At 40.2% G+C, this 25,903-nt stretch carries 23 protein-coding genes and 1 tRNA gene; 12 read left to right on the top strand and 12 right to left on the bottom strand.

Annotated features, from left to right (window positions below; genetic code table 11):
* The first annotated feature begins 4 nt into the window (after window positions 1-4).
* The 5 genes from JWG40_RS03350 (at window position 5) to JWG40_RS03370 (ending at window position 3,086) form a co-directional block, all read left to right on the top strand.
* A complete protein-coding gene (locus JWG40_RS03350; RefSeq protein ID WP_205284440.1) occupies window positions 5-487 on the top strand; it encodes a hypothetical protein in 483 nt (160 codons plus the stop codon).
* A 62-nt stretch (window positions 488-549) separates the two neighbouring features.
* Window positions 550-623: transfer RNA gene (locus JWG40_RS03355), tRNA-Ile, on the top strand.
* Between the two features lie 26 nt (window positions 624-649).
* A complete protein-coding gene (locus JWG40_RS03360; protein ID WP_205284441.1) occupies window positions 650-1,225 on the top strand; it encodes a bifunctional nuclease family protein in 576 nt (191 codons plus the stop codon).
* Between the two features lie 129 nt (window positions 1,226-1,354).
* Window positions 1,355-1,720, top strand: coding sequence for a phasin-related domain-containing protein (locus JWG40_RS03365; protein ID WP_205284442.1), 366 nt, complete (start codon window positions 1,355-1,357; stop codon window positions 1,718-1,720).
* Between the two features lie 85 nt (window positions 1,721-1,805).
* Window positions 1,806-3,086: an MFS transporter gene (locus tag JWG40_RS03370; RefSeq protein WP_205284443.1), complete on the top strand. Its 1,281-nt coding sequence runs from the start codon at window positions 1,806-1,808 to the stop codon at window positions 3,084-3,086.
* Here JWG40_RS03370 and JWG40_RS03375 read toward each other — a convergent pair.
* Together JWG40_RS03375 and JWG40_RS03380 are read right to left on the bottom strand one after the other, a co-directional pair.
* Window positions 3,083-3,706, bottom strand: a complete 624-nt coding sequence (locus JWG40_RS03375; RefSeq protein ID WP_205284444.1) for a hypothetical protein — start codon at window positions 3,704-3,706, stop codon at window positions 3,083-3,085. The two genes, JWG40_RS03370 and JWG40_RS03375, sit on opposite strands and share 4 nt — an antisense overlap.
* Before the next feature lie 126 nt (window positions 3,707-3,832).
* Entirely contained in the window at window positions 3,833-4,990 is a 1,158-nt protein-coding gene (locus JWG40_RS03380; RefSeq protein WP_205284445.1) for an Lsa36 family surface (lipo)protein, read from the bottom strand.
* A gap of 109 nt (window positions 4,991-5,099) precedes the next feature.
* On the opposite strand from JWG40_RS03380, the gene JWG40_RS03385 reads away from it, so the two are divergent.
* From JWG40_RS03385 to thiC, 3 genes are all read left to right on the top strand, one after another.
* Window positions 5,100-5,471, top strand: coding sequence for a PilZ domain-containing protein (locus JWG40_RS03385; protein ID WP_205284446.1), 372 nt, complete (start codon window positions 5,100-5,102; stop codon window positions 5,469-5,471).
* A gap of 149 nt (window positions 5,472-5,620) precedes the next feature.
* Window positions 5,621-7,138 carry a hypothetical protein gene (locus tag JWG40_RS03390; protein ID WP_205284447.1) on the top strand — a complete coding sequence of 506 codons (1,518 nt, stop codon included), beginning with the start codon at window positions 5,621-5,623 and terminating at the stop codon, window positions 7,136-7,138.
* Window positions 7,139-7,418: 280 nt separating this feature from the next.
* Window positions 7,419-8,933: a phosphomethylpyrimidine synthase ThiC gene (thiC, locus tag JWG40_RS03395; RefSeq protein WP_205284448.1), complete on the top strand. Its 1,515-nt coding sequence runs from the start codon at window positions 7,419-7,421 to the stop codon at window positions 8,931-8,933.
* Between the two features lie 163 nt (window positions 8,934-9,096).
* On the opposite strand, the gene JWG40_RS03400 is transcribed toward thiC, so the two are convergent.
* The 7 genes from JWG40_RS03400 to JWG40_RS03430 all read right to left on the bottom strand — a co-directional run bounded on the left by JWG40_RS03400 (window position 9,097) and on the right by JWG40_RS03430 (window position 15,825).
* The gene (locus tag JWG40_RS03400) at window positions 9,097-10,227 is read right to left on the bottom strand and encodes an acyl-CoA dehydrogenase family protein (RefSeq protein WP_205284449.1); all 1,131 of its coding nucleotides are present in this window, start codon (window positions 10,225-10,227) and stop codon (window positions 9,097-9,099) included.
* 51 nt (window positions 10,228-10,278) lie between these two features.
* The gene (locus JWG40_RS03405) at window positions 10,279-12,432 is read right to left on the bottom strand and encodes a cAMP/cGMP-dependent 3',5'-cyclic-AMP/GMP phosphodiesterase (RefSeq protein ID WP_205284450.1); all 2,154 of its coding nucleotides are present in this window, start codon (window positions 12,430-12,432) and stop codon (window positions 10,279-10,281) included.
* An 18-nt stretch (window positions 12,433-12,450) separates the two neighbouring features.
* Window positions 12,451-12,762 (bottom strand): thioredoxin, encoded by a 312-nt coding sequence (gene trxA, locus JWG40_RS03410; RefSeq protein WP_002975272.1) that lies wholly within the window; start codon window positions 12,760-12,762, stop codon window positions 12,451-12,453.
* 73 nt (window positions 12,763-12,835) lie between these two features.
* On the bottom strand, window positions 12,836-13,645 hold the full coding sequence (locus tag JWG40_RS03415; protein ID WP_205284451.1) for a hypothetical protein: 810 nt from the start codon (window positions 13,643-13,645) through the stop codon (window positions 12,836-12,838).
* A 376-nt stretch (window positions 13,646-14,021) separates the two neighbouring features.
* Window positions 14,022-14,873: a hypothetical protein gene (locus JWG40_RS03420; protein WP_205284452.1), complete on the bottom strand. Its 852-nt coding sequence runs from the start codon at window positions 14,871-14,873 to the stop codon at window positions 14,022-14,024.
* A 65-nt stretch (window positions 14,874-14,938) separates the two neighbouring features.
* A complete protein-coding gene (gene panD / locus JWG40_RS03425) occupies window positions 14,939-15,295 on the bottom strand; it encodes an aspartate 1-decarboxylase (protein WP_205284453.1) in 357 nt (118 codons plus the stop codon).
* Entirely contained in the window at window positions 15,292-15,825 is a 534-nt protein-coding gene (locus tag JWG40_RS03430; RefSeq protein WP_205284454.1) for a type II toxin-antitoxin system antitoxin SocA domain-containing protein, read from the bottom strand. Before JWG40_RS03430 ends, panD begins: the two co-directional genes overlap by 4 nt.
* Here JWG40_RS03430 and lipB point away from each other — a divergent pair.
* Genes lipB through murJ form a run of 4 tightly spaced genes read left to right on the top strand, consistent with a single transcriptional unit; the run spans window position 15,808 to window position 20,030 of the window.
* Window positions 15,808-16,467 carry a lipoyl(octanoyl) transferase LipB gene (gene lipB / locus JWG40_RS03435; protein ID WP_205284455.1) on the top strand — a complete coding sequence of 220 codons (660 nt, stop codon included), beginning with the start codon at window positions 15,808-15,810 and terminating at the stop codon, window positions 16,465-16,467. The genes JWG40_RS03430 and lipB overlap by 18 nt on opposite strands.
* Window positions 16,468-16,527: 60 nt before the next feature.
* The gene (locus JWG40_RS03440) at window positions 16,528-17,523 is read left to right on the top strand and encodes an LIC_12071 family protein (RefSeq protein ID WP_205284456.1); all 996 of its coding nucleotides are present in this window, start codon (window positions 16,528-16,530) and stop codon (window positions 17,521-17,523) included.
* A 3-nt stretch (window positions 17,524-17,526) separates the two neighbouring features.
* Entirely contained in the window at window positions 17,527-18,393 is an 867-nt protein-coding gene (locus JWG40_RS03445) for an STAS domain-containing protein (RefSeq protein WP_205284457.1), read from the top strand.
* An 11-nt stretch (window positions 18,394-18,404) separates the two neighbouring features.
* Window positions 18,405-20,030 carry a murein biosynthesis integral membrane protein MurJ gene (murJ, locus tag JWG40_RS03450; protein WP_205284458.1) on the top strand — a complete coding sequence of 542 codons (1,626 nt, stop codon included), beginning with the start codon at window positions 18,405-18,407 and terminating at the stop codon, window positions 20,028-20,030.
* Between the two features lie 172 nt (window positions 20,031-20,202).
* Here murJ and ileS read toward each other — a convergent pair whose 3' ends face one another.
* From ileS to JWG40_RS03465, 3 genes are all read right to left on the bottom strand, one after another.
* Window positions 20,203-22,953: an isoleucine--tRNA ligase gene (gene ileS / locus JWG40_RS03455; protein ID WP_205284459.1), complete on the bottom strand. Its 2,751-nt coding sequence runs from the start codon at window positions 22,951-22,953 to the stop codon at window positions 20,203-20,205.
* Between the two features lie 62 nt (window positions 22,954-23,015).
* The gene (locus JWG40_RS03460; protein ID WP_205284460.1) at window positions 23,016-23,654 is read right to left on the bottom strand and encodes a leucine-rich repeat domain-containing protein; all 639 of its coding nucleotides are present in this window, start codon (window positions 23,652-23,654) and stop codon (window positions 23,016-23,018) included.
* Window positions 23,655-23,667: 13 nt separating this feature from the next.
* Complete coding sequence (locus JWG40_RS03465; RefSeq protein WP_205284461.1) at window positions 23,668-25,839, bottom strand: hypothetical protein; 2,172 nt, start codon at window positions 25,837-25,839, stop codon at window positions 23,668-23,670.
* Window positions 25,840-25,903: the final 64 nt, after the last annotated feature.

A 25,903-nucleotide genomic window follows, 5' to 3' on the forward strand; every position in this document is an offset into this window, starting at 1 on the left:
AGGTATGAGAAGGTTTGTATGGATTCTGTTTTGTTTAGGAATCTCTACCTCTCCGATCCTTTCACAGACACTTGTAGATCCAAACCAAAACTTTGTTTGGGGAAGTTTTTCTTTTGTTTTTCCGGAACAAGTCGTAGTCAAACTCGAATCGACAATGAGTAAAAAACTTACCGCTTATCCTGCCAAACGTGATGGATTTTTTATGGTCGTGCGAACTCTTCCTTGGAGTGAACCATTCATTGATAAAACACTTTGGATGGATTCGGTATTTACAAAGGGAATCGAACCTAAAACATTCCCGAAGACTCTCGGAAATCTAAACTTTCAAGTTTTCCAGGCCGACCAAATCCGAAACCAAAACGCCATACGTAACCAAGTATGGATTTGTTTGGATTCAAAACCCGCTTTATGGATCTGGATCCAATGGAAGATTGATCGTAAAGACCTTACAGAATTCTTTGAATCCAACCTGTTTCTTTCGCTTTAATGGTAGTCTCTTGAGTTTTATGCTTGTCTCCACTTATTTCCCCGAAAGATTGGAAGTCAGTGGGGCCTATAGCTCAGTTGGTTAGAGCAGCAGACTCATAATCTGCGGGTCGAAGGTTCGAGCCCTTCTGGGCCCACAAAACAGGAAAGGAATCGATATTCTATGGAGTTTTATGAAGTAAAAATCTCTGATATCAGCCTGACCAATGTAGGCTTTGCTGTCTTCCTGCGTCCTAAGGATTCGGATGACAAACGTGTGGTTCCTATCTTTATCGGACCACTGGAAACCCATTCTATTACTACCGTCATCGATGGAACCAAACCTCCAAGACCCATGACTCATGACCTCATGTTGTATATGTTAACTTCCCTTGGTGCGACAGTTCTTAAAATCACAATCGAAGAAATTATCGACAGTACCTTTTATGCAAAGATCCAACTTCGGAAAGACGAAGAGATCATCACTCTCGATGCAAGACCTTCCGATTCCATAGCTCTTGCGTTACGTGCCAATGCTCCTATATTTATCGCTAAATCTGTGTTAGATGAAACAGGGATCATTATGAAAGAGGACGAAATCCAAGGCGAAAGCGTTTCCTCTGAGAAAAAAATCCAAGCATTACCAAAATCGAATCTTCAAATTCTGGAAGAAACTTTGGAAAACGCATTAAAAACTGAAGATTACGAAACCGCTGCCAAAATCAGAGACCAAATCAAAAAGCTGATTGAGAACAGTTAAGACCAGTCTTTGGCTTAACTATGTCTCATAGAAAATTGAACCATTAGAATTTTTTAATTGTAATCCCACCTTTTCTTTCTTACACTTGGAATCCAAAAATAGGGTCTGTTCCCTTTATAGGAAAGTTGTATGGAAAAATTAGTTATGGATGTTGTGAATGCTGGAATTGCTCTGTTTCGTTCCGGGGAAGAAAAGTTAAAAACCGCTGTTGTTGATTTAGAAAAAGTTTATAATGATCTAAAATCAAAAGGGGAATTGGACAAATCGGCTGAGTCTCAAAAGATTCGTGACCTTTTAAACAAAACAATTACAGACGCTCAAGGTGCGATTGGAAAAACAAACGCAAGTTATGACGAAGTACTTGCTAAACTTCAGGCAAATTACCAATCAATTTACCAACAAATTGATACGGCAATCCCACCTCAGGTAAAGGAAAAGTTAAAACAAACGTTAGATGAGCTAAAAGTTTTGATTGATAAAGCAAAATCGAAATAGTTCTTTCTCTTTTCTCGGTAAAATTTAAGAAATAGCCACAGAGATTTCTGTGGCTTTTTTTATTTGTCCCTAGAGATTAGCCTAGATGAGTACGTCCCCAAAACGAATCAAATTCATATTATTTCTCATTGTTTTTACGGACATGATGGGTTTTTCCCTCCTCTTTCCTTTGTTCCCCAAAACCTTAGAATTCTTCTTATTGAAAGGCGATGATGCCCTGTTCCGATTGTTCTATTCGCAAGCAAATCTTTTGTCTTTTGGGGGAGATACCAAGTATACCTTTGTATTGTTTGGTGGAATTCTGGGCAGTATCTATAGTTTTCTCCAGTTTATTGCAGCCCCCGTATGGGGAAGGTTTTCTGACCATTCGGGAAGGCGTGCTATCTTACTTTTCACCACCCTTGGTAACACTCTAGGATACATCCTTTGGTTGTTTTCTTCTCAGTTTTGGATGTTTGTTCTCAGTCGCGTGATTACAGGAATGATGGGTGGGAATTTGTCTGTAGCCTCTGCTGCCATGGCAGACCAGACCGATGAAAAGTCTAGAGCGGCGGGAATGGGCTTTTTAGGTGCTGGGATTGGACTTGGGTTTGTCATGGGTCCACTCCTTGGGGGAATCAGTTCCCAGTGGACATTTTTAGATTTTTTACACGAAGAGGGTAGCGCTGTTGTTTTTCCGGCTTCAGCCCTTTTTGCTATTTTGGTCTCTCTACTGACAGTCATCTTGGTGTTTGTATTTTTACCAAAGACCAAACCAGAAGTGGTTCCAGAAAAAGAAATCCATCCCTTCCTCTCTTTAAAGAAAATTGAATCTCGCAATTTAGTTCGTATTTCTCTATTGAACTTACTTTTTGTTCTTAGTTTTTCGGGATTTGAATTTGTTGTGAATTTTTTCCTATCGGATCGTTTTCAATTTTCTCCCAAAGAAATTGGATTCACTTTTTTATACATCGGAATCATCATCATACTGGTGCAAGGTGGTGTGGTTCGTCGATTGTCTGGGAAAGTTTCGGAAAAACGAATTTCTCTTTATGGAGCGGTTCTTGTTGTGATCGGAATGGGACTACTAGTGAGTTTTGGAACAAGTTTTACTGGACTTTTTATATCTTTATTCTTTTTGGCTTTTGGAAGTGCACTGGTCAATCCCGGCCTTTCTTCCTTTGCCTCTCTAGAAAGTGGGAAAGGTGATTTGGGAAAATCTCTTGGACTCTTTCGAAGTTTTGGATCCCTCGGAAGAGCCGTGTCTCCTATCGTATTCTCTTTGTTATACTTTCAAAAGGGACCTAGTTTGGCCTTTTTTGTTTCCTTTATCCTTCTTATTGGATTTGGGATTTTACTTTTTATGCAAAAAGAAAAAACAACTTAAAGAAAAGATTCTAACTTTGCGCGAAGCATAGGAAACATTACTTTTTCATCCAACTTCTCTCCTGTGAGGGAAGTGCGGAGAAGAAAACTATCTCGAATGTTGCCGTCAAAACTATTGGCGGTAAAACTAATGATGTCAATTCCTAAGTGGAAGAGAGACTCGGTAATTTGAAATAGAATTCCCGGTGTATCTTTCATGCGCAGATCCATAACCGTAAAGTCAGAAGAAATGGGATTGTAGAGTTTAAGTGTGGCTTCCGAATCTCCAATCTTACGTACTAAAACTTCTTCTTTTGCATTCTCGCGCAGATACATAGCCACAGTTTTTCCTTCGTAAAAGAGAGAATAGAGATCGGTTCGGATTTGACTCAAAAGTTCTTCTGTCATCTCCCCACCGTCCCAACTGCGAATCACAAATAGGTCTTGGACATGCCCATCACTTGCAGTTTCTGCTACTGCTTCTAAAATTTCCCAACCATGGTTGTAGAGCACGGAGGTGACCCGGTAAAGGATTCCCAAGTCATCCTGGGAAAGGGAAATTTTAAGAAGGGTCGTGTCTTTTCTTGGAACACAAGAAACATGAAGGATGGGTTTTTTGATTTCTTGCATAGTTTGCGCCATAGAACTCTCCCTTAAAATCGGCATTCTGCTTAGAACGTGAACAATCGGTGATTGGAAATGCCCAGACCGGTTCTAAAAAAGCCGTTCGCTAACGGAATTGCAAAAAGAGTGCCAAGTAGTCGTTAGTTAAAAGGAAAATTTTGCTCCCAACATGACTGATTGGACGTTCTGTGCGACTATGGCTTCTACAGTTAGTTTTGTAATGAGAGCATTGATTTCGATCCCTGCAATGAGGAAGTTTGTGGTGTTCGGTGCTTGTGCTTTACCACTAAGGTCCATCGTTAGAGTTCCTGTTTTGGATTGGCCGAGAGCGGATGCGGGGATGAGGGCTGCAATTTCAGGAGAGAGTGATGCGGAGATAGCAGCAGAATCCAAGGCTAAAGTGAGAGGACCTGACCTTGTTAGGTTCAGCGAGGAACTTCCGAAATTCATCGAAGCACCTGCACCAGCAAAGATCGTGAAGAAATAGAACATTCTAAATCCTGTACGAATGTCCAAAGGGACACTGGTAACCGTACTAGAGTAGTTAAACGTTGTGGCACCCCCCCAGGTTCCGATTGCGGGACCCAACGTCAGGGTTTGAGTTTTATTGTCGTTATAGGTAACATCGATGACTTGTCTTTGGTAGTGGAGCCCAAGTCCCATAGAGATCCCTGAGAATTCAAAAAGCCCAATCCCATCGGAATAGTTTTCTATGATATGGAATCGTAAGGTAAAACCACCAGTGGTAATGTCTCCCCCAAGCTCTACATTTTTATTTTGTGCTTCGATAGCTTTTTGTACGTCACCTTGAGCAAAGTTAAATTTGAATCCGTGAAGGTATAAATTGAATCTATGAAGGAAGGTTTTTAGTTCTGGTTCTGTATCAGAAGGTCCCCCTCCCATAAGCCAACCCAAATTGACCGCCACAACAAAGTTAGGTGCAAGGGAGGCGCCAACATTGGGGAGTTTCTGAAAACTCAAATTTTGGTAAGCAACATTGATATCTTCTTTTTGTTGACCAGCAATGGCAAGACCAGCTCCGACTTGGAACCGGTTCACAATTCCTGGACCCATCATCGAAGAATTGATATTAGAAATGACAGCGGCCTCTGACATGGTCGCAAGCACTTTGTCTGTGTATTGGATTTGTAGCGCTGTGTCTAAACTATTGATTTGGGATTGGATGGTTGTGGGTAGGATGGTGCAAGCATCCCCCGTACAAGTTACTTTTGCCTGCAAGGAAACGTTTATAAGGAGGCTTGCGCTGATTGTTAGGAAAAGGATACCAATACGGAATTTCATTTCGCCCCCATTGTACCAAATATCGGAGATTGGTCTATGCTTTCTTAACAAATGGAGGTGGTTCTATTTCCTAGTTTACAAGTCAGAATTTCTGTAGAATATTAGGACTATGGCACCCATCCAAGAAAAACGGAAACATGTCCGAGTACAACCACTAGAAAAAGAGCCAGTTGAAATCCATCTGATGGGAACTGCCCTTTTAGATGTTTTAAATGCAAGTGACATAAGTTTAGGAGGGGTTGGGATCATTGCCCCTAATCATTTTGATGAATGGGATATGAATGAAACGGTGGAGATCCTTGTGGCACTTCCAGGGGACCTGGAAGACTTTTTGGCTCGAGGTGTAATCAAACAAATTGGCAAAAAATCGAAAGAATCAGGAGTTTACGGCGTACAATTTACAGAAATTGGCCCTAAAGGAAAACAAGACCTCCAAGTTTATGTCAACAGAATGATCAGACAAGGCCGTGAGGTAAAATAGACAAGTCGGATAAAACAGATCTGATAAAAAATGATGATAGATTTTTACTCTATTATTTATTTCCTGCTATATTGTTAGAATTATTCTAATAATAATTGTTTACAGTTAAGATAGAATGTTAGCATATATGAATGTTCTAGGATTTTTATATGACAATGTTTCGATTATCAGGTGTCTCAAGGTTAGATCAACTTAAAATATATACTCCAATCTTTTTGCGAACTTTAGAAGATTCTCATAAACGAGAATTGATGATCACTGATCAAGCTTCAAAAATTCTTTCTACATTAAGAAAACTTTGTGTGCCTGATTTGAATCAAAGTTATTTCGCCTTTCAATTAAACGTAGATACGATCAAAGAAAATGAATTAAAAGTATATGGGAAAACGATGATTTCCCTTGTTCAAAATCTTTTAGACAATCAGCTAGCGATGCCGATTTTCTATTTAACTAGAATTGATGAAGTAGAGGCTGCAAATCAAATTCCTACGTTCCAATCAATGGTTGGGCCCATTCAAGTTGAGTTGGCCATTGTATCTTATTCTGGCGATCGGTTTGAAGAAAAATATGCTTTAGCCTTTAATGCAATAGCCGCAAGGTCCTTCGTAAATCTTCAAAATTTTTTGGTTGATAATTTTCAATGGGAAGCTGCTGATTTTTTCCAAATTCCAAGAGAACTTTTAAATACAAAACCTAATTCAATTATCCGTAAATTATTGGAAGAATTTGAAACTCCGTTTGGTATTCAATTAGAATTTAAAGAAGAGTTAATTGATTATCTGGAACAAGGATTTTTAAATTCTGAAATTTACTATTTCATACCCTCTGCTGGTTGGATTTACTTTGATACAACAGATGCGATTCAAAAAGAAGAGGAGTTTTGCCCTTTCTTTGAACAAATAATTGTCCCTAACCTTTTAGAATTAGAACCAAATCTCAAAGAACCTTTTGATTTAATGAAAATCAAACTTTCTGAATCAAAGTTTGATGAATTAAGGAGTAAAACTTACCTTCCTCAAATTGATTTTATGGAAACTGTAGAATCACAAATAGATAAAGAAAATGTTCCTATTATGGAGTTCGTAAAAATTTATCGTTTGCTTTGTTTTAAGGCGGAAGAAATTTCTGAAGAAAAAGCAGAAAGAGAAGCAAAACAACATTTTGATATTTTATATACAATGATGAAGATGGGTGATAATTTCATTAGTCGATTTTTATTGATTGGTCAGGATTTGTATTCAGGAAGGGACCGTGTCATTGAAGCACTTAAAAATGCAGATGATATCATGTATTGTGAATATTATTTTAATTCAATATTTTACTGGGTATTTCTTTCGAAGGATGTAGTTTCTGCTAATATCGTTATGGATAAAGTCATCGAACAATATTATGAAGGTGATCATACTTTATATATATTCGAAACTATGATGGAAAAATATCCAAATGTTAAAAAAAATTTTCTATCAAATCGGAAGTTTAAGTCCTTATATAAAGATGCAAAAAATAAAGTTTATTGGAAACAAGTTTCACTGATTCAGCGATTGTTCCGATTTTTTATCGGTGATGAATTTCCTGTAGAATGGGAGAAAAATATCCTATCTAAAGTCAAATATAGCCAAATGAAAGCTAAGTATCTTCCAAGAACTAATAAAACTAAAGCCAGCTGAATTCGATCCAGTAGTGAATATTGTCTTGTCAAATTTTTCTATTTTCTTCTATTGATAAATAACCGTTAGGGGTGCTTGGTTTCGATACTTTCCGATTTTTTGAGAGTGGGAACCGGCTGAGAAATACCCTTTTTGAACCTGATCCTGGTAATGCTTGCGAAGGGAAACGAGAAAAGTCCGAAGTTTTTTAGGATAGTTTTTATCCTTTAATGTTTTGTATTTGTATCCTTTGTTTTTCTGACCACTTCCTAGTTTCTGTTCCGGCCAAGGAAATCAAACTATGGAAACCAATTCCCAAGCTCCGATCGCTATTCCAGAAAACATAATTACCCTTTCTGACAATACCAAGTTCCGATCCTACCGAACCGAAGGTGTGTTTTGTATTCATGAAGAAGAATACGATTATAAAAAAGGGATTCCGAAACTCCGAGAGTCTTGGATCCAAACAAGAGAATCGAGGGGGGATCGAAACCATTCCCAACTTTATTATGCCAAGAGGGACATTCTCACAGAAGAGATGATTTATGTGGCTAAAAGGGAAGGGATGGCACCTGAGTTTGTATTGAATGAAGTGAAAATTGGTCGAGCTATCATTCCATCAAACAAACGTCATACGGAACTCGAGCCTATGATCATTGGTAAAAAGTTTTTGGTGAAAATCAATGCCAATATTGGGAATTCAGCCATTCTTTCCTCGATTGATGATGAAGTAGAAAAACTCAGATGGTCACTGCACTGGGGAGCCGATACGGTGATGGATTTGTCTACGGGAAAAAATATCCATGAAACCAGAGAATGGATCATCAGAAATTCTCCAGTTCCCATTGGAACAGTTCCTCTTTACCAAACTTTAGAAAAGGTAAAAGGAAAAGTGGAAGATTTAAACATCGGTGTATTTTTAGAAACCTTAGAAGAACAAGCCGAACAAGGAGTAGATTATTTTACCATCCACGCCGGAGTGTTACGGGATTACATCCACCTCACAAACAAACGGATTACTGGGATTGTGTCCAGGGGTGGTTCCATCCTTGCCAAATGGTGTAACCATCATAAAAAAGAAAATTTCCTCTATGAACATTTTGATGCGATCTCCAAGGTCATGCAAAAATACGGGGTTTCCTATTCTTTGGGTGATGGACTTAGACCCGGATGTATCAATGATGCCAACGACGAAGCCCAGTTTGCTGAGTTAAGAACCTTGGGGGAGCTTACCAAAAGAGCCTGGGCGGATGATGTCCAAGTGATGGTAGAAGGGCCGGGCCATGTTCCAATGCACCTCATTAAGGAAAATGTTCGCTTGCAAGAAGAGGTTTGTATGGAAGCTCCCTTTTATACCCTCGGACCCCTTGTCACAGACATTGCTCCCGGATATGACCATATCACCTCAGCGATTGGGGCTGCTATGATTGCTTGGTATGGAACGGCTATGCTTTGTTATGTGACTCCCAAAGAACATCTGGGCCTTCCGAATAAACAAGACGTAAAGGATGGAGTGATTGCATATAAAATTGCAGCCCATGCCGCCGACCTTGCCAAAGGCCATCCCGGTGCCAAAGAAAGAGACGATTTACTGAGTAAAGCCAGATTTGAATTTCGATGGGAAGACCAATTTGCTTTGTCCCTCGATCCGGAACTCGCACGTTCCTATCATGATGAATCCCTCCCACAAGATGGAATGAAAAAAGCCCACTTCTGTTCTATGTGTGGCCCTCATTTTTGTTCGATGCGACTGACTACAGACCTGCGAAAAGAAACTGCGGAAGAGGAAGCAACTATAGATAGCTCTAAAGTTTAGTATGAAATATATTTGCCGATGATTTCGATACGAATTGAGTCGGCTCTTTTCAGATATAAGCAATCTCCTTAAAGCAAAAACCCGGCCAAATGCGCCGGGTTCTTTCTTTGAAAACTTTTGGTTTCCCATTTTTGAAAAATGGGATTTGAGAGAAGGATCTAAATTATAATCCTAAACTGCGACCAATGATTTCTTTCATAATCTCTGTGGTTCCTGCATAAATGGTTTGGATCCTTGCATCGAGGTAAGCTCTTGCAATTGGATACTCCATCATATAACCGTAACCACCAAAGAATTGTAAACACTCGTCTGTATGACGTTTTTGCATCTCCGTTGTATACCATTTGCACATGGAGGCTTCCGCAGTTGTATTTTCGCCTTTCATGTGTTCCATGACAACTTTATCGCAGAAAACTTGCGCCATTTCTAGTTCTGTTGCCATTTCCGCCATTTTGAATTTGGTGTTTTGGAAGGAACCGATTTTTTGGCCAAAGGCTTTTCTTTCTTTGATGTATTGGAGAGTGATTTTTTGAACGAGTCTTGTTGCCTCTACCGCTGCTACAGAAAGTACTAAACGTTCTTGTGCTAGTTTTTGCATGAGGTAACGAAACCCTTGCCCTTGTTTGCCGATGAGGTTTGTTTTTGGGACAATCACATCATTGAAATACAACTCAGAAGTGTCTTGGGCTTTGAGACCAATTTTATCTAGGTTACGGCCTCTTTCAAAACCTTTCATTCCTTCTTCGATCATCACAAGGGAAATGGTTCCATTGTCGTGTTTGACGGCAGTTATGATGAGGTCAGCCAGTTGTCCGTTGGAGATAAATGTTTTTTGTCCATTCACCACAAAATGATCACCCATATCAACGGCACTCGTGCGTAGAGACTTTAGATCCGAACCTGCTCCCGGTTCTGTCATCGCCACGGCAAGAATGGATTCCCCAGAGGCACATTTAGGCAACCAACGTTTTTTTTGTTCGTCGTTTGCATACGTGGAGATGTATGGGGCAATCACGTCATTATGAAGAGAGATAAAGAATCCACTATTTCCCACTCGGGAAGATTCTTCAATGATGATGATATTGTAAAGAAAGTCAGCACCGGAACCACCATACTCGGTAGGAACATCCGGGCAGAGGAGGCCATTGTCGCCTGCCTTTCTCCAAACTTCTTTGGGTACGATATGGTTTTTTTCCCATTCTTCGTGGTGTGGTTTAACTTCAGTTTCAAAAAATTTCCGAGCCATCTCGCGGAATTGATGGTGTTCTTCAGTAAAAGGGAGGATACGCTCCATATGATTTGTGACTCCTTGATATGGAAATGTTACAGAAATGGCGAAATGAGGTCAATTATAAACAGTGTTCAGCTTCATGTACACACCGGGATTTTTCTTAATGTACTGAATGGCGTCTTCTTCGGAGAGGACGTAGAGTTCCGTTCCCGGCCAGGCGATAAAACTAAAATTGGAAGGAAGGTTTTTGGTGAGAGAATAGATCTCTCCCACAAAGTCCCCGGCACCCAGTTCCCGAATGGTTTTGTGGTTTTGCATGACCACAACCGTTCCCGAACGAACAATAAAGGCATTGTGGAAGGTATGGCCTTCTTCAATCAGGGAGGCTTCCTTTTTTACAGTTTCTAGTTTTAAGATAAGTTCCAATTGAGTGACTTGGTAACTGGTAAGACCCCGAAAGGTTTGGGATTCAGTGAGTGTTTTCCAGGTATTGGTTTCCCGGATGCTATTGAGTTTGATTAGGTTTTCGTGGAGTTTGGATCCGCGGATGAACTGGAAAAAACGAGTTTTTTCAATGGTGAGGGCGAGAACATCGGTTTCCGCATACACATCAGCTTGGCGGGCGGTATCCAAAATCAGCGAGGCTTCTCCAAAGTATTCGTAAGTTCCGTATCGTTTTATGGCCGAATGGTCTCCAGAAAGGCCTTCGAAACGAACATTCCCGGAAGCGATGATAAAAAACCTGTCCCCGTGAGTTCCTTTTTTGATGATTTGTTCTCCGCGACGAAACCTTTCTTCCTTCACAATTTGTAAAAATTCTTTGGCCTTCTCAATGGGGAATCCAGAGAAAATATCAATTTGGGAAAGGATTTCTAAAAGTTGGAAAGCCTCTTGGTGTTTTGGAGGAGTGATTTCCGGATACAAAGTATTTTCGATTCCAAACTTAGCGAGAGTTAGGTGGTTCCCTTCCGGCATATCTTTGGCTGCGATATGATAGACAGTGATTCGTTTTTGTACCTCTTCCGGTAGGGAAGCCAGATAACTGATCTTTGTGTGGAGGGGAGGGACTCCCGCTTCATGGTAGATAATTTTACGATCCCAAGGAAAATCTTTTAAGAACTGGTATCTGGTTTCAGGAAACACTCCTTTTTTGTACATCTCTTCGAAGGCTTCTGGGTCATTTAGGTGGTCAGAGGTATAATAAAAGGATTGGTCTTGGAAAAAAAATTCAAATCCCACAGAAGGAATGGAATGGAGCGCATAGTGAAAATAAAATTCTCCCCCGTTGATGATGGTAGGCCTTCCAATCACAACAGGAATAAAATCAAATAGGTCTGTGATTTCACGGCGCGGAATCTTTGTTAGACTGCAATATTTTTTAAGAAAGGATTCCATCACGGTGGCTGTGGCATAAATCGTGATTTTGGATTCTTCTAAAATCTTTTGGAAGGTTCCCGCATCATGGTCTGCATGGCAGTGGGTAAGGATGATGGAGTTGATAAACTTTGGATTTACATTGGATTCGCGTAACCACTCGGTGGAGTTGACTGGGGGATCGACCATAATCCCTTGGCCATTCAGCCAAATGATAAACCCAGAAGTGTTGTCTGTGGGGTCGAAACCATGTGAAGGCCCAAGGCAGGTGATTCCGATGAGAGGGGGTTGGAAAGGTTCTTCTAATCTTTTTCCGATATCATACTTCACATGGAAGTCGACCTCACCAGGAGTTTTAATTTTTTTATCCCCATCCACAATGAGAAATTCATTCGAGGGAAGTTGTTCGATGGTGATCTTTCCAAACTGAGCTTTGTGGTTTTCATCAAAGAGAACAAACTCTACTACCTCTTCCATGGTTTTGTAACTACGGAAATGTGCCATTTCTGCTTTGATGTCGGGGAAACCAAAACTTTCCGTTCCATCAATAAACTCAGAAGCAAGGTTTAGTTCTTGAGGTCCCATAAGTGACTCCCCGAGAACAATCGTTAGCTGTTCTTTTTGTTCAGGGGAACAAACGATAAATGTTTTTTTGCCACCACGAAAGAAGAAGTTGAAGTAAATGGGAAATTCTAACTCCGCTATGGAGATCCCTTTTTCGACATGGAAGAATTTATTCGGGAGTACAAACACCAGAGGGGTTTTCTTTTCCAACCCCATGGTGTCTTTAATTGTTTCGGGAGGGGATCCAATTTGGATGTACCCTTCCGAGGTATCGACTAAATATCCCCCTCTAGGGAGAGCGGTAAAACCATTCGGTTCAGAACTGACCATTAGGGGATAATTTATTTCCTACTTGTGATTTTCTATAAATTTTTTAATTTGCGGTTTTGGTAAAGCACCAATTGCTTTATCTACTAAAACTCCGTCTTTATAGAGAAGAAGGGTTGGAATGGATTGGATTCCCAATTCTTGTGCCGTCTTCTGATTGAAATCAACATTTAGCTTTGTAATTTTGATATCAGCCATTTCATGCGATAGTTCATCTAGAACTGGAGCCACCATTCGACAAGGTCCGCACCATTCCGCCCAACAATCCACTAAAACTACGCCTTTAGCAGTTTCTGCTTTGAAATTGGCGTCAGTGATTTCCGTTAGTGCCATATTTCGAAATCTCCTTTTGAAAAGTATTGCCCTTTCTATAAACTAGACTGGGGATTCTAGGGAAAATCGTCGATTATTGTTTCTTTTTTTTCTTTTTATCGTCGGATTCGAGGTCAGCGATCTTTTGTTGGAAGGACTCAATCAGAGTTTTTGTTTTTTCCAAATCTTCATTTTCACCAGTAATTTGGAAAATTTTGCGGTTCATCTCCAACATTTCCACAGAATGTTTCAAATCTGTGGAATCTTGTGTAGACATTTCAAATTTTGTCCTATAATCCTGGGCCGCTTGGTTAGCAAGTTCTATGACAAGGTTGAAGTGTTCTTTGCGGATGTAGTAGTAAGGATTTTCTAGATCTTGCTCTCTTTCATACGCAATAAAATCAAAAAGGTTCTTAGTACAGGCAGCAATGCGAAAATTGATATCGGGCCAAGACCATTTCCATTTGGAGTTAGTTCCAAAAGCAGCGATGGTTTTTTTCATCGCTTGCAGGAGTCCTTTGATTAGGTTCAATCTCTGGGTGGGGGTGAATCTTTCTATTTTTGCGAGCAGTTCTTTGTTTTCAGAAAGAGATCCATCAATGTTATTTCCTACTGTTTTTTCAATATAGGAAATGGTGTTATAAATTTCTTTTCGTGCTGTCTCAAGATAGTTGTTATTATTGATTTCTAAGATGGCTGTAGACAGTTCATTGATCACAATACAGGTGTTAATTGTTTTGATAGAATTGATAGCAAGGGAAAGATTGAAATAAGGTTCCATCTCCTTACTTTTTTTGGCTTGGGCTTTGTAGATATTGGCTTCTTTTTTCAGTTCTTCTAGGTAGTTTTTGAAATCTACTAGTTTGTCGTTGAAGTCAGCCTTTTTTTCCTTTGTAATTGCCATAGTCTGGTATCATTTTCGGCAGAATCGATTCGTTTTGTCCATAAAAAACATCGACCCGAGGGACATCTTACCGAAACTGGAATAGAATGGAAAACTCTCCCAGGAAGCAAAGGGACCTGCTCGATCTACTCGATACCTACAAATACATGAACCAGGCAATTTTCTGGGATTTTTTGGATTTGGATGGTCGTTGGGATTTTGCGAACGGTTGGTTGCATTTGAACCATCCGGAAGACGAGTGGAGGGTGAGGGCTTCGGAACAATTCCCCCCCATACGCCCAGAAGGCACTGACCACTAGAGTCCATTTGGATTTCTAAGGGTCAGTCATGCCAAGATTTCCAAGACCAACATTTCGGCCTTGGAAATGAATCTACCTTAATAAGTAATCTTTAAGTCAGAGATATCAATGAACTTTCTAAACAGAAGGCTATTGGTTGGTTTCTTTGTATCAAATACAAGGACTGCCACTTTGTTGAAATTGAGAAAGTTGGGTCGGTACTGAGTGTAATGGTGGCTTGTGATGGTAGCTCGATACTTGTTATTATAAATTGTATATGTATGTTTGGGAAGAGTTTCATGCACTTGGCGTTTTCTCTCATCCTCAGTTTGCGCTACATAGTTATACACTACTTGTTTTTCTTTTGTAGGACCTGTTTCTCCAAATAGGGTAAAGGGGAGTGCTTTCGCATTGTTTTTGCAAAGGTAATCGACTACTTCAGTGAATGTAGGTTCTGGCATTTCTGCTTCAAAACCTGCATAGTGACGTTTTTCCACTTCTGCCTTTTTCTTTGCATAAGTTTCTTCCCCCCAGATTTCTTTGGCAGTCACTGGTGTTGGCATTACATTCGAAAAGTATAAAGTTCTTTCGTCTTTTTCTGGATCTGCCTTTCTCCATGCAGGATAAGGAATCAGTCTTCTTTCATCCGGATTCGTTCTGTCACCTTCGTATCCAGCAAGAACGTAAATAGCATACTCGTTGTTTTCTGGAACTCTAGATTCCAATTCAACTTGGACATCCAAAAATTCGCCTTTTCCTGTATCAGCATGTCGTCTAACAAAGTTTACACCTTTTAGGCGGATCCTTGCATCATACATAGAAAGTGGATACAAGTCGCGGTTGTCTTTGGAGGCAACTGTCCCTTGAGTCCCCGTAGGATTCCCTGATTCTTGTGCGAATAGAGCACAAGTGAGTAGGGTGAATGAAATGGCGAATATTGTTTTGTTCATGTTCCGACTACCAATTTGGTTTATACAGATAGTATCGAAGAAAAGTCCCAGAAAAATTAGGGAAATTAGGCTTTTTTCGGGCGATTGTTCTCGTCCACGAAGACTACCTTGGGTTGGTAATCCAAAGGAAGCTCTTTTTCGTCCACTTGGCCGTAAGTGATGATGATGACTTTGTCCCCTTTCATCCCGAGTCTTGCCGCAGCCCCGTTCAAACAAATGGTCCCCGAGCCCCGTTCTCCCACAATCAAGTAGGTTTCGAACCGAGCTCCGTTATTGACGTTCACCACGCTCACTTGTTCATAAGGTTTCATCCCGGCCAGATCCATTAGGTCCTGGTCAACGGTGAGACTACCTTCGTAGTGGAGTTCCGCCTCGGTGACGACGGCTCTATGGATTTTGCCTTTGCAAACAGTGATGATCATTCTGACCTCTCAAATAAAACTCTAAACATTTTGCCTGATAGATTCAAAAGGCTTTTTTGGACGAGAACATGGATTTTCGTATTGATCCGATCTACAGAAAAAGGAATGGAATCGAAGAGGGGAGTGACTACATAATTTTCGTAGAGGTTGGGGTAGTGACGATTTTCATCGACCACACGGCCACGGAAAGCTTCCACAACCTTCATCATCACCCGTTTGTCTTCCCGGGACAGGACAAGCCCATCCATAGGTTTTAGGAACCGTAAAGTAAACCCTTGGATTCCATTTCCCGCTATTTTGGGAATGGCGTCAATATGGCCTCTTTCTTTTAGAAATAAAAGAGCTTCGTTCAGTTTGACGGGGTAAGGGGAGTCTTCTAAGTGGATATAGTCTCCTCTTGTGATCATCTCCGCGTGTTTTTGGAAATGAACACCATCCGAATAGTAAAGGAGTTTCGCCAAATCGAGGCGGGCTCTACCATTGGGTGATTTTTCGAGGATCCAAAGGATCGCATGATAAAGTTTCTCCATCGAAAAGGACTTCCTTCTTACCTGTTTCCTTCGATTGTTCCGTACATAAGATACGTGAAATTCCAGGAAAATTCCAGGAAAAATCGAAGGGAATCCATGCTCTTTTTAGAACACAGTCCATGTTTAACAGGGGGCATAGGTGCGAAAGCGGAAAATCTTTTGGTTTCCCCAGAGGTGCTATCCTCTTTGGGTGTGGACCTGGTCACCTTGCATCGAGGGGGAGACTTTACTGCCCATGAACCTGGCCAAATTGTGGGGTACTTGCAGATTGATTTGAAAAAAAGAAACTTAAGTTTAGGTGATTTTTTGAGGAACTTAAACCAAAGTTTGGTGATTGCGGTTCGAGAGACTTGGGGACTCGCTATGGAAGAAAACCCAAAAGCCCCAGGATTGTATTTGGGAGAAGAACCCAAAAGGAAACTCATCTCAGAAGGGATTTATGCAAAGTCTTACTTTACTAGTTTTGGATTTGCACTGAATGCTGTGAATGATCTAAAAACATTCGGTCTCATCAATCCTTGCGGTGCTAAATCTGAAGACATGACTTCGCTACTTCGGTTGGGAAAAGCTGAGGATTTCCCGAAGAAACGCACGCAGTTTGTTTTGAATTTTGCTAATACATTTCTAGACTTACTTCCTTAATTTCCTTTGTATTTTCCTCGGTAAATCCATCCAATCGGCCGAAAGGTATAAGGGGGATCTATGAAATATTCACGTTTTTTTCTATCCTTTATTCTTTTCTTTTTCCTCTGTGAGACCTTGGCCCTAAGCGCCGTGGTTTGGACTTTTTATGAATCTTTGCAGAATGCCCTGACCCAAGAGCAGTTTGTTTCTGACCATAGAGCTAGGGATTTAACACTGGCTCTGGCTAAAAGTTCCGAAGGGCGACTACAGAACGAAGGTTATGTGGAACTGGAAAAGATGTTCCATCGTTATGTGGAACAATCTAAAAATGATCCCGAAGAGTTTCGGATCAAAAAGATCAGTTTGTATTCTGTGGATGCCACTCTTCTTGTTTCTACAGACACCATTTACACACCAGATGAATTGAAAAATCGAAAACCAGATGAGATACTTCTCCATTCTACTTTCTTCAAAAAAGGAATTCGAATGAAAAAGTGGCAATGGTCGGAAGCAGAAAATGGAGAAAATCCTGTTCTTAATTCCAAACGAGATCCGAAAGTGCGCTCTGGTTTTGAATGGGTACTTTCTTATTTGCCACTAGCAAAGTCTAATACAGTAAGGCTTACCTCACCTCTGTACAAACCAGGAACATTGGATGTATCAGGTCTTGTGATTTTGGTTTATGAAAGAGGGAACTTAGGTTTACTTTTTGAAAATCAATGGAAACTAGTGGAGTGGATGGTTTTTAATTACATATTATTCGCTTTTGTTGTGAGTTTGATTTTGACAGGGGCCTTTGTTGCCTATACAATGTTAGTTGCTAAGGATTCTAATGTAACTCCAAAGGAATCTTTAGGTTTGCCCCTTTTCGAGAAAAAAACTTTAGAGACTTTCGAAACAAAAGAGAGTCAAGTAGAGTCGATTGTCGACTTAACAGAAGAACCAAACAAGGAAGCCGTTGTGACAAAAGGAGCGGCAAGTGAAGTGGAAATTCTATCAGAAGGATCACTTCTCTCAACTGTTTCCCCTGATTCTCACCAAACTCCCGTTCGTGATGCGATCTTTTTAGGATAGAATATGGAACCCAAAGATAAAGTATTTTCAATTCAACTGAAAGGTGGTTTGGACGGAACCAGTGCCGAGGATTTCTATCGTTACTTTGAATCCCAATTAGACAAAGGATACCGGAAGTTTTTATTCCAATTTGGCGCATTAGATTTTATCACTTCCAATGGAATCAGTATTCTTGTTAAAATCCATAAACAGATCACAAAGATAGGTGCGGTGTATGCCATTTATGGTGTGAAACAAGAAATCGAAGATGTTTTGAGTCTTGTGGGACTTTTTGATCGCCTTCCCATCTTTAGAGGCCACAACCAAGCAGAATCCTTTCTTTTGCAAATGGATCCCAAACAAACCGGTTCCAAAGAAACAAAACCATCACCTGTAGAAGCCACTCCATCCGTAACTCCAGCAAACGAAAACCGAATCCGTTTTTATTTTACAGGAAAATCCAAAGACAGAGATTCTTCTCTTGGTTCGAAAGAACCCATTTCCCAACTAGAATCCATTTCTGATGGAGAAGAAACAGAACAGGCTATCACGGCTAAAACCAGTTCTTCTCCGATGGAAACGGTTTTGGAAGAAAAACTCAATAGCCTTCGATTGGAAATCAAAGAGACTTTGAATCATGAATTGGAAAGAAGATTTGCAGTTTATAAAACCGCTCCCGAATCAGAAGAAAAACGGGTTACAATTCCGAGTTACATCCAATCTAAAACCAAACAATTGGAAACTGTCGAACGGATCATCCAATGCGAAGTTTGTGGGGCAAGGCTTAGGCTTCATAAATTTGGAAAACATGAATGCCCAGGTTGTTCCACTCAGTTCGAAATGAGTCCGAATGGTTCTATACGTTTTCTTGAAAAATTGAATCCCCTCTAAATTCTGGTCTTATGACAAAACAAGCCAAGGGAAGTGAGTCAAGCACCAGACGTTCGCTTGCCCTTTCTTTTTATACCTTTTTATCTCGCATTTTAGGCCTTATTCGAGACCACTTTATGGCTGTTAGTTTTGGAACAGGAATGGTTGCTTCTGCCTTTAGTGTGGCCTACCGCCTTCCCAATATGTTTCGTAACCTACTTGCGGAAGGGACCTTAAGCCAATCCTTTATGCCGATTTTTTCTGAATATGAAAAGATGGGTGTTGAGGAAGCGCGGGTGATGTCGGGAACGGTTCTTAGTTTTTTATTTCTTTGTTTGTCGGTTTTTGTGGCAGTGTTTTGGTTTTTTGCCGCTGGGTTTTTACCGGCACTTGTGGGAGGATCGCCAGAATATGGGGCTCTCGTTGTAGAACTTTCGCTCGTATTATTTTTTCTCATCATGACGGCAAGTTTGTCTTCGATTTTTATGTCGATTTCGAACTCTCATCATAATTACTTTGTTCCTTCTCTTTCCCCGATTATCCTTAACTTCAGTTATCTGATTGTTTTTATTTTTGTTTTTCCTTTTTATCACGAGATCCGAGACAAAGTTTTTGTTTTGGCTTATGGAATTGTGACGGGAGGTGTGTTACAACTTCTGGTACAAACTTGGTATGTTTACAAAAATGGATATGGTCCTATCTTCGGATTGAACTTCCGTCATCCGGCCATTCGTAAAATCTTCAAACTGATGTTACCGGCGGCCCTGGGGGGAAGTTTTTATCAAATTGGACTTCTTGTGGACATCTTTCTTGCCAACTACATCCAAAATCAAAACCCAGGACTTGGGGCAGTCGTGAGTTTGGATTATTCCCAAAGGTTAGTCCAACTTCCTACAGGAATCATTGGGGTGGCACTGGCAACAACCATCCTTCCCTCCTTATTGAAAGACCTCCGCGAGGGACGGGAGGAAAATGTTCCAAAAGAAATTGCGGATGTTTTGTCTTTTGCTTTCTTTTTAACTCTACCGGCAAGCATTGGTTTGGCGGTTCTCGGGGAAACGGTTTTGGATTCTATTTATTATGGGGGGCGCTGGGACCATTTGGCAACAATGACTGCGCTTTATCCATTGGTATTTTATTCATTCGCCATTCCGTTTTACAGCATCAATAAAGTTTTGGTTTCTTCTTATTATGCTTTTTCGGATACAAAAACCCCTTTGCGAATTCAACTAGTTTCCTTTCTCTTAAGTGTAGTGGTAAGTATTGGGCTTATGTATTTTTTAAAACATTCCGCCATTGCTTTGGCCTCAGCTCTCACTGCTTCTGTGACTTCTTCGCTACTGCTATTTTATTTAAAATCGCACCAAGTAAAAATTCCCTTCCTTACGGTTTGGCTTCGGATTTTGAAAATGGTACCGGCACTTTTTGGACTTCTTTTTTGGCTTGTTTTGTCGGAGTGGGTAGGAAAACCCATTTTGGTAACTTACCTTTCAGATGGTTGGGATCTTGGTTTTGCCAATGTGAGCAGGATTTGTCTTGTGGTATCCATTCTTCCGGCTGTAATCATTTACTTTACAGTGGCAAATCTCACAAAACTTTCCGAAGCAGAGATCATTTTAGGAAGGTTCTTACGCAGATTTCGAAAAAATTCACTATAATATCAAATTCGCAGAACTAGAGTTTGGTGAAAATGGTTTGTGGCATTCTAATCATTTAATAAGAAGCAGCTGTCTCAACTAAAAAGGTCTATCTCTATTGGTTCAAAACAAACTTTGATAGACCTTCTTACATTATTTAAATCACGAACTAGCCAGTTTTTGGTTTTACTTCTTACTTCGGAGAAAGTTTGGAAACCACTCCTTCGCAGCGTGCGCAAAGTGTTCCTTCTTTTTCGGAAACATGACGCCAACAGCGTGGGCATTCGTGAAGGTGAGGTTTACGAATTTGGATGGAATCCTTTTCTCCCTTCCATTCCGAAAACACTTCTCTAATACCACCGGCAACGAGCGTCACTTCGGATACGACAAAGAAGAGGCTTAAGTCTTCTTTGGAAAAACCAGTATCTTTGAGTAAATCTCCAGTGACCAAAACTTCGGCTTCCAAAGACTTTCCTAGTTTTCCTAATTTCCTTGCTTCCTCTAAGGCTTTTTGGACAAATTCTTTGGTTTGGAAGACGGGTGCCAGTTTAGATTCTAAATCGGAATCAATCCAAAGATTTAAGTCGGAAAAGTCGGAATAAAAAACGGAATCTTTTGCGCCAAATTCCTTCCATACCTCTTCTGTTGTGAAAGATAGGATAGGTGCTAAGATTTTGGTTAGTGTTTCTAAAATCAAGGCAAGTGTATATTCAGAAGACTTTCTTGTTTTTGAATCCTTAGCATCACAGTACATTCTGTCCCGGATGATTTCAAAATAGTCCTGAGAAAGATCCACAGTACAAAATACCAAAACTCGATGATAGACTTGGTGGAAGTGGTAGTTCTCGTAGAGTTTTTTAACATCCTCATTGAGTTTGGCAAGTTTATGTAGATAGTATCTATCGATCGGTTCTAACGCATCTTTTTTTAAGTTCCAAGTCAGTGCTTCTGCATTGGTATTGCCTAAGAGATAACGGAATGTGTTTCGAATTTTGCGATAGGCTTCCGCCACAGTTTTGATGGAGTCTTTTCCGATTTTGACATCATCTCTAAAGTCTTGGGTAGCAACCCAAAGCCTTAGGATATCAGCCCCGTATTGGTTGATGATATCGGTTGTGGGATTGATTACGTTTCCAAGGGATTTGGACATGGCATGTCCTTTTTCATCTAACACATAACCGTGGGTGAGGACAGATTTATAGGGTGGTTTTTTCCGGATCGCCATAGAAGGCCAAAGAGAAGATTGAAACCATCCCCTGTGTTGGTCAGAACCTTCTAAATATAAATCGGCAGGTTCGCAGTCAAGAGAATCACCAAATACGGCAAAGCTAGAAACGCCAGAGTCAAACCAAACATCCAAAATATCTTTGTCTTGTTTGAGTTCTTCCGACCCACATTTAGAACATTTGGTTCCTTCGGGCAAAAGGTCTTTTGCTTCTCTTTCATACCAAACTTCGATTCCTTCTTTTTTCACAATTTGGATGAAATGTTGGATGGTTTTGTCATCTAAGTGAGTAAACCCGCAAGACTTACAAGTAAACGAGGGAATGGGTACTCCCCAATTTCTTTGTCTCGACAAACACCAGTCAGGTCTAGATTCCACCATAGAACGGATACGAGTGATCCCCCAATCCGGAATCCATTGGACTTTGTCTATGGCCTTCAATGATTCTTCTCTAAGGCCTGCATGGTCGATGGAAAAAAACCATTGTGGAGTGGCCCGAAAGATAAGAGGTTTTTTACTCCTCCAACTATGTGGGTAGGAGTGAGTGAATTCGGAGTAGTGGACGAGTGCATTTTTTTCTCTGAGGAGATCCACGATTTTAGGATTGGCATCCCAAATTTTGATTCCCTTCATCATTTCAAATTCGTCCGTATAACGGCCGTAATCATCTACAGGAGATAGGGGAGGAAGGCCTGCCGCAGTTCCTACACGGTAGTCGTCGGTTCCGTGGCCTGGAGCCGTGTGAACACAACCTGTTCCCGCGTCCAATGTGACATGATTTCCAAAGAGTGGGATGGAGTCTCTCTCGATAAACGGATGTAAGAAGGTCATTTTTCCCAGATCGGCACTTGTTAAAGATTTAATTTTTGTAAGTGTAATTCCCGTTTTTTGTTCCACAGCTTCTTTTAAGCCGTCCGCAACGATGAGCCTACCATGACTGTCCGATTGGAAAAGAGAGTAGTCTAAATTTTCATTAAAACAAATGGCAAGGTTTGCGGGAAGTGTCCAAGGAGTGGTGGTCCAAATCAGGCAATATGTATCTTTTTCACCCTTCACAGCAAACTTTACATAGATGGAAGGAGAGACATGGTTTTGGTATTCGATCTCCGCTTCGGCATGTGCTGTCGCTAGATCAATACACCAATACACAGGTTTTTTTCCTTTGTAGATATATCCTTTTTCAAAAAGAGATCCAAAAACTTCTACAATCCTTGCTTCAAACTCAGGCGCCATGGTGAGATACTTTCTATCTTCTTCCCAGAAACATAAAAATCGACTGAGGTCATCCCCTTGTTTGCCAACAAATTCTGTGGCATACTCACGACATTTTTTTCTGAGGTCACTCGGACTTGTGTTTCTTGCTTCTTTGCCAAGATTCTTTAACACCTGTACTTCGATCGGGAGTCCGTGACAATCCCATCCAGGAATCATGTCGGCGTGAAAGCCAGCAAGAGATTTGGATTTCACAATGATATCTTTTAGAATTTTATTGAGAGAATGGCCCACATGGAAATTTCCATTGGCGTAAGGGGGCCCATCGTGTAATACAAACGAAGGTTTGGATTTACGAATTTCCTTCATGGTTTGGAAGACTTTTTTCTCTTTCCAAATCTTAATTTGACCAGGTTCCCGATTTGCCAGGTCGGCTTTCATGGGGAAGGAGGTCTCTGGGAGGAGAACCGTTTTAGAATAAGGATTTTCCGTTTCTGGTTTGGCCATATTAAGACCAATTTTTGGGGTCTAGGCCAAAGAGAAAACGGAAAAAAAATATTCCTTAGTTCTTAGAGTTTGACTCGAACCTTGGGTAGTTCGTCCCTAAGCCTGGCAACATCCGATTTTTCGAGTAGTGTCTTTTGTAAAACAAGATGTTTTAAGGAATTCAATTTAGAAAGATTTTTTGGGAGAGTTTTGTATTCCCGCATCAAGGTTAGGTCAAGGATCTCTAAATTCGGAAGTTTTGCGATTACTTCCACATCTGCCTCTGTTAGACGAACCTTTGTTTCATCCAATGCGAGAGTTTTTAATTTTTGCAAACGCGCTATCACCGGTGGAATTTCATTCAGTTCGGTTCTACCAAGAAGTAAAATTTCCAAGTTTTCTAAATTTCCAAATTCTTCTGGTAAAGTTTTGATTGGATTTCCAAACAGATTTAAAATTCTTAATTGTTTTAGGTTTCCAATTTCTTTTGGGATCTCTTTTAGAGAGTCGTATTGGAGGGTCAGTTCCTCTACCTTTGTCAATTTTTCAATGGATATAGGCAAAACTCCCACTTCTTTATTGGAAAGATTCAAAACCCTATCTTCTTTATGGTTTTCGAACCATTCCTCGGCATTGACAACATCCTTACTACATTGTAAAAATAAAGATGTTAGAAAAAAAAATGTAACTGTCGTAACTGTGGTGGGTACAAAAGACTTCATACAACCAACTTTATCATTTCAAATATTTATTATAGCCAAATTCTAATTCTCGGATGATAAACTGGATGTAGTCCATCTGGTCACGATCTGATTTATAAATACTGGCTTCCTTTCGGTAATACTCTGCTAGTTGGGTTCGAAATAAAATGGTGCGAAAATCTGCTTTAGCTAAGATAAGTTCCTTTGGCCTATTTTTTAATTGAAGTGCATCTGGAATTTTGATCACGACAGAAATTTGTAAGATGGCATGTTCAATCTCTGCTACAATTTTGTTTGTATCCTTCTTTTGGTCTATTGGCGGAAGTTGGACTTTGATATCCTCCACACAATCTTCGATATGGTTGCGTAACCGCTTAAAATCATAAACTTTTTCGGCTATGCTATTGAATTTTTTCGGGTAAATAAATCCTTCTGCCACCTTGGCAATGTTTAGTGATCTGCTTTCTTTCGGAGTGGATTGTGTTTGTTTTTCTACGGTTGGCTTTTGTTTTCCATCCGAGCGGTAAAGATAACCAAGTGTCAGACCAACAAGGAAACTAAAGAAAAATCCACTCACAATGTAGTCCAAAGACCCTAGTAAAAGGGAAACTACTGTGGTAATTGATGCTAATGTTAGGAAAGTAAAAACGCCGATGGGGACATGGAATTTTTCCTGGAGAGCAGAAAAAGAAATTCTTGGTTTCTGTGGAAGGGTTTGGTTCGAACTTCTTTCTTCTTCTAATTCTTTTTCTGGTATATCTTCTTTATCGATATTTTGATCGGATCTATTTTTTAAAATCACTCGGATTTGGTCGAGGATAGGGAGTTCATTTCGATAGTTAGAATCCGTTTTTGCCAGTGTGAAAGTATTGGCTTCAATTTTAGAAAGTTTTTTTTGGTCCAGAGCAAAGAGGATATGGAAGTTATCTTCTTTCATTTCCAAACATCCATAAATTTCAGAAAGGGAACTAACGATTTTAGAAATGGCTTTCGAGTTTTCTGATTCATTTTTAAATCCGAGAACTTTCACCTCTGCATATAAGTCTAGTTTGGTGAGAGTGAGTGTATTCGCTGTATTGTCTTCGATTTTTGTACCAAGTAATTTGATAAGCGAAGTGACTGCTTCTTCGGCATCTTCTTTTTTCTGTTCTCTTAAGTGTTTGTTTAGTTTATCTAAGATGAGAAGGCTTTCCCTTACTGAGTTTCCCACTCGTTTTCCCTCATCACTTGTGATTTTTTCAAAAGGAAATTCTTGCAGTAGGGTTGTGATACTCGGAACTAAACTAACACCTGTTTTTAGAAGTTCATCTGTTAGGATAGGAAAATTGTTTTCTAGTTCACTCAGTTTTTCTAAAAATCCAGCGTATTTATTTTCCGACGCATAACGTTTGAGATAAGGAAAAGAAAATGACCTTAGGCCATCTAGTTGAACGGCTAGGTGGCGTGCGTATTCCGGATGGTGTGAACCGCTGGGCAAAATGAGATGGTAACCGGAAATGATCTCCACAAGTTTTGCTGTTTCCTTTCCCCTTGTGATTACATCCAATACAAAATCTTTCATCGGAATATAGCCAAAAGACTCCATTGTTTTACGAATCATCGATTCCAATTCGCTTTCATAACTGAGTTTGGTAGGAAATAAATAAGTATTTCCTTTTTGGTCAGAACGAATGAGTCCCGATCCTGGGTTTTCTTCTTCCAAGAGTAGTTCCCGACCGGATCTGTTTTTCAAGAGTTGGTCAACCAAATCAATACTATATTTGAAACAGGCTCTACGAAAGGGAACAATATCCGTCTTTTCTTTGTTTTGTGGTGCAATCATACTGATTCGCATCATCAGTTTTTGGTCAACTTGCAAAAGGAAAGGATAAAAATAAACGACAGGTTCTTTATTGTGTTCTGTAAGGCCAGCAAGTTCCCTGAAGGCCTCGGCAATTGCGGCCCCCGATTTATGAGCTTCGGTGAGTTGGACTTGTTTGGAAAGTAATTCAGGAATGGAGTCCACTGTCAAAAGAAGAGAGGGCGTAATCTCCGCGCTGCCATGCATTTCCAAACGTCTATGGCGCACTCGAAGTTCTTCCAAAATCGCCTGAGAGGTTATCGAATAACTAGCGATATTTTTAGGCAATGGAATGAAAAATGATGGATCCATAGTCTCACCCGTAAGCGGTGTTTCTGAATCTGTGGGTTCCGGGAACTGTTCCAAAATATACCTTCTGTAAACAACTATCAAAAACTAATTTTGACAAATCAAGAGAGAAAGTTGCGAT

Origin of the sequence: Leptospira abararensis (assembly GCF_016918735.1) — a bacterium.
GTDB lineage: Bacteria > Spirochaetota > Leptospiria > Leptospirales > Leptospiraceae > Leptospira_A > Leptospira_A abararensis.

Excerpts from the sequence above, each read along its gene's own strand:
- JWG40_RS03350 (WP_205284440.1), top strand. The coding sequence starts at position 5 with ATGAGAAGGTTTGTATGGATTCTGTTTTGTTTAGGAATCTCTACCTCT.
- JWG40_RS03360 (WP_205284441.1), top strand. The coding sequence starts at position 650 with ATGGAGTTTTATGAAGTAAAAATCTCTGATATCAGCCTGACCAATGTA.
- JWG40_RS03365 (WP_205284442.1), top strand. The coding sequence starts at position 1,355 with ATGGAAAAATTAGTTATGGATGTTGTGAATGCTGGAATTGCTCTGTTT.
- JWG40_RS03370 (WP_205284443.1), top strand. The coding sequence starts at position 1,806 with ATGAGTACGTCCCCAAAACGAATCAAATTCATATTATTTCTCATTGTT.
- JWG40_RS03375 (WP_205284444.1), bottom strand. The coding sequence starts at position 3,706 with ATGGCGCAAACTATGCAAGAAATCAAAAAACCCATCCTTCATGTTTCT.
- JWG40_RS03380 (WP_205284445.1), bottom strand. The coding sequence starts at position 4,990 with ATGAAATTCCGTATTGGTATCCTTTTCCTAACAATCAGCGCAAGCCTC.
- JWG40_RS03385 (WP_205284446.1), top strand. The coding sequence starts at position 5,100 with ATGGCACCCATCCAAGAAAAACGGAAACATGTCCGAGTACAACCACTA.
- JWG40_RS03390 (WP_205284447.1), top strand. The coding sequence starts at position 5,621 with ATGACAATGTTTCGATTATCAGGTGTCTCAAGGTTAGATCAACTTAAA.
- thiC (WP_205284448.1), top strand. The coding sequence starts at position 7,419 with ATGGAAACCAATTCCCAAGCTCCGATCGCTATTCCAGAAAACATAATT.
- JWG40_RS03400 (WP_205284449.1), bottom strand. The coding sequence starts at position 10,227 with ATGGAGCGTATCCTCCCTTTTACTGAAGAACACCATCAATTCCGCGAG.
- JWG40_RS03405 (WP_205284450.1), bottom strand. The coding sequence starts at position 12,432 with ATGGTCAGTTCTGAACCGAATGGTTTTACCGCTCTCCCTAGAGGGGGA.
- trxA (WP_002975272.1), bottom strand. The coding sequence starts at position 12,762 with ATGGCACTAACGGAAATCACTGACGCCAATTTCAAAGCAGAAACTGCT.
- JWG40_RS03415 (WP_205284451.1), bottom strand. The coding sequence starts at position 13,645 with ATGGCAATTACAAAGGAAAAAAAGGCTGACTTCAACGACAAACTAGTA.
- JWG40_RS03420 (WP_205284452.1), bottom strand. The coding sequence starts at position 14,873 with ATGAACAAAACAATATTCGCCATTTCATTCACCCTACTCACTTGTGCT.
- panD (WP_205284453.1), bottom strand. The coding sequence starts at position 15,295 with ATGATCATCACTGTTTGCAAAGGCAAAATCCATAGAGCCGTCGTCACC.
- lipB (WP_205284455.1), top strand. The coding sequence starts at position 15,808 with ATGATAAAGTTTCTCCATCGAAAAGGACTTCCTTCTTACCTGTTTCCT.
- JWG40_RS03430 (WP_205284454.1), bottom strand. The coding sequence starts at position 15,825 with ATGGAGAAACTTTATCATGCGATCCTTTGGATCCTCGAAAAATCACCC.
- JWG40_RS03440 (WP_205284456.1), top strand. The coding sequence starts at position 16,528 with ATGAAATATTCACGTTTTTTTCTATCCTTTATTCTTTTCTTTTTCCTC.
- JWG40_RS03445 (WP_205284457.1), top strand. The coding sequence starts at position 17,527 with ATGGAACCCAAAGATAAAGTATTTTCAATTCAACTGAAAGGTGGTTTG.
- murJ (WP_205284458.1), top strand. The coding sequence starts at position 18,405 with ATGACAAAACAAGCCAAGGGAAGTGAGTCAAGCACCAGACGTTCGCTT.
- ileS (WP_205284459.1), bottom strand. The coding sequence starts at position 22,953 with ATGGCCAAACCAGAAACGGAAAATCCTTATTCTAAAACGGTTCTCCTC.
- JWG40_RS03460 (WP_205284460.1), bottom strand. The coding sequence starts at position 23,654 with ATGAAGTCTTTTGTACCCACCACAGTTACGACAGTTACATTTTTTTTT.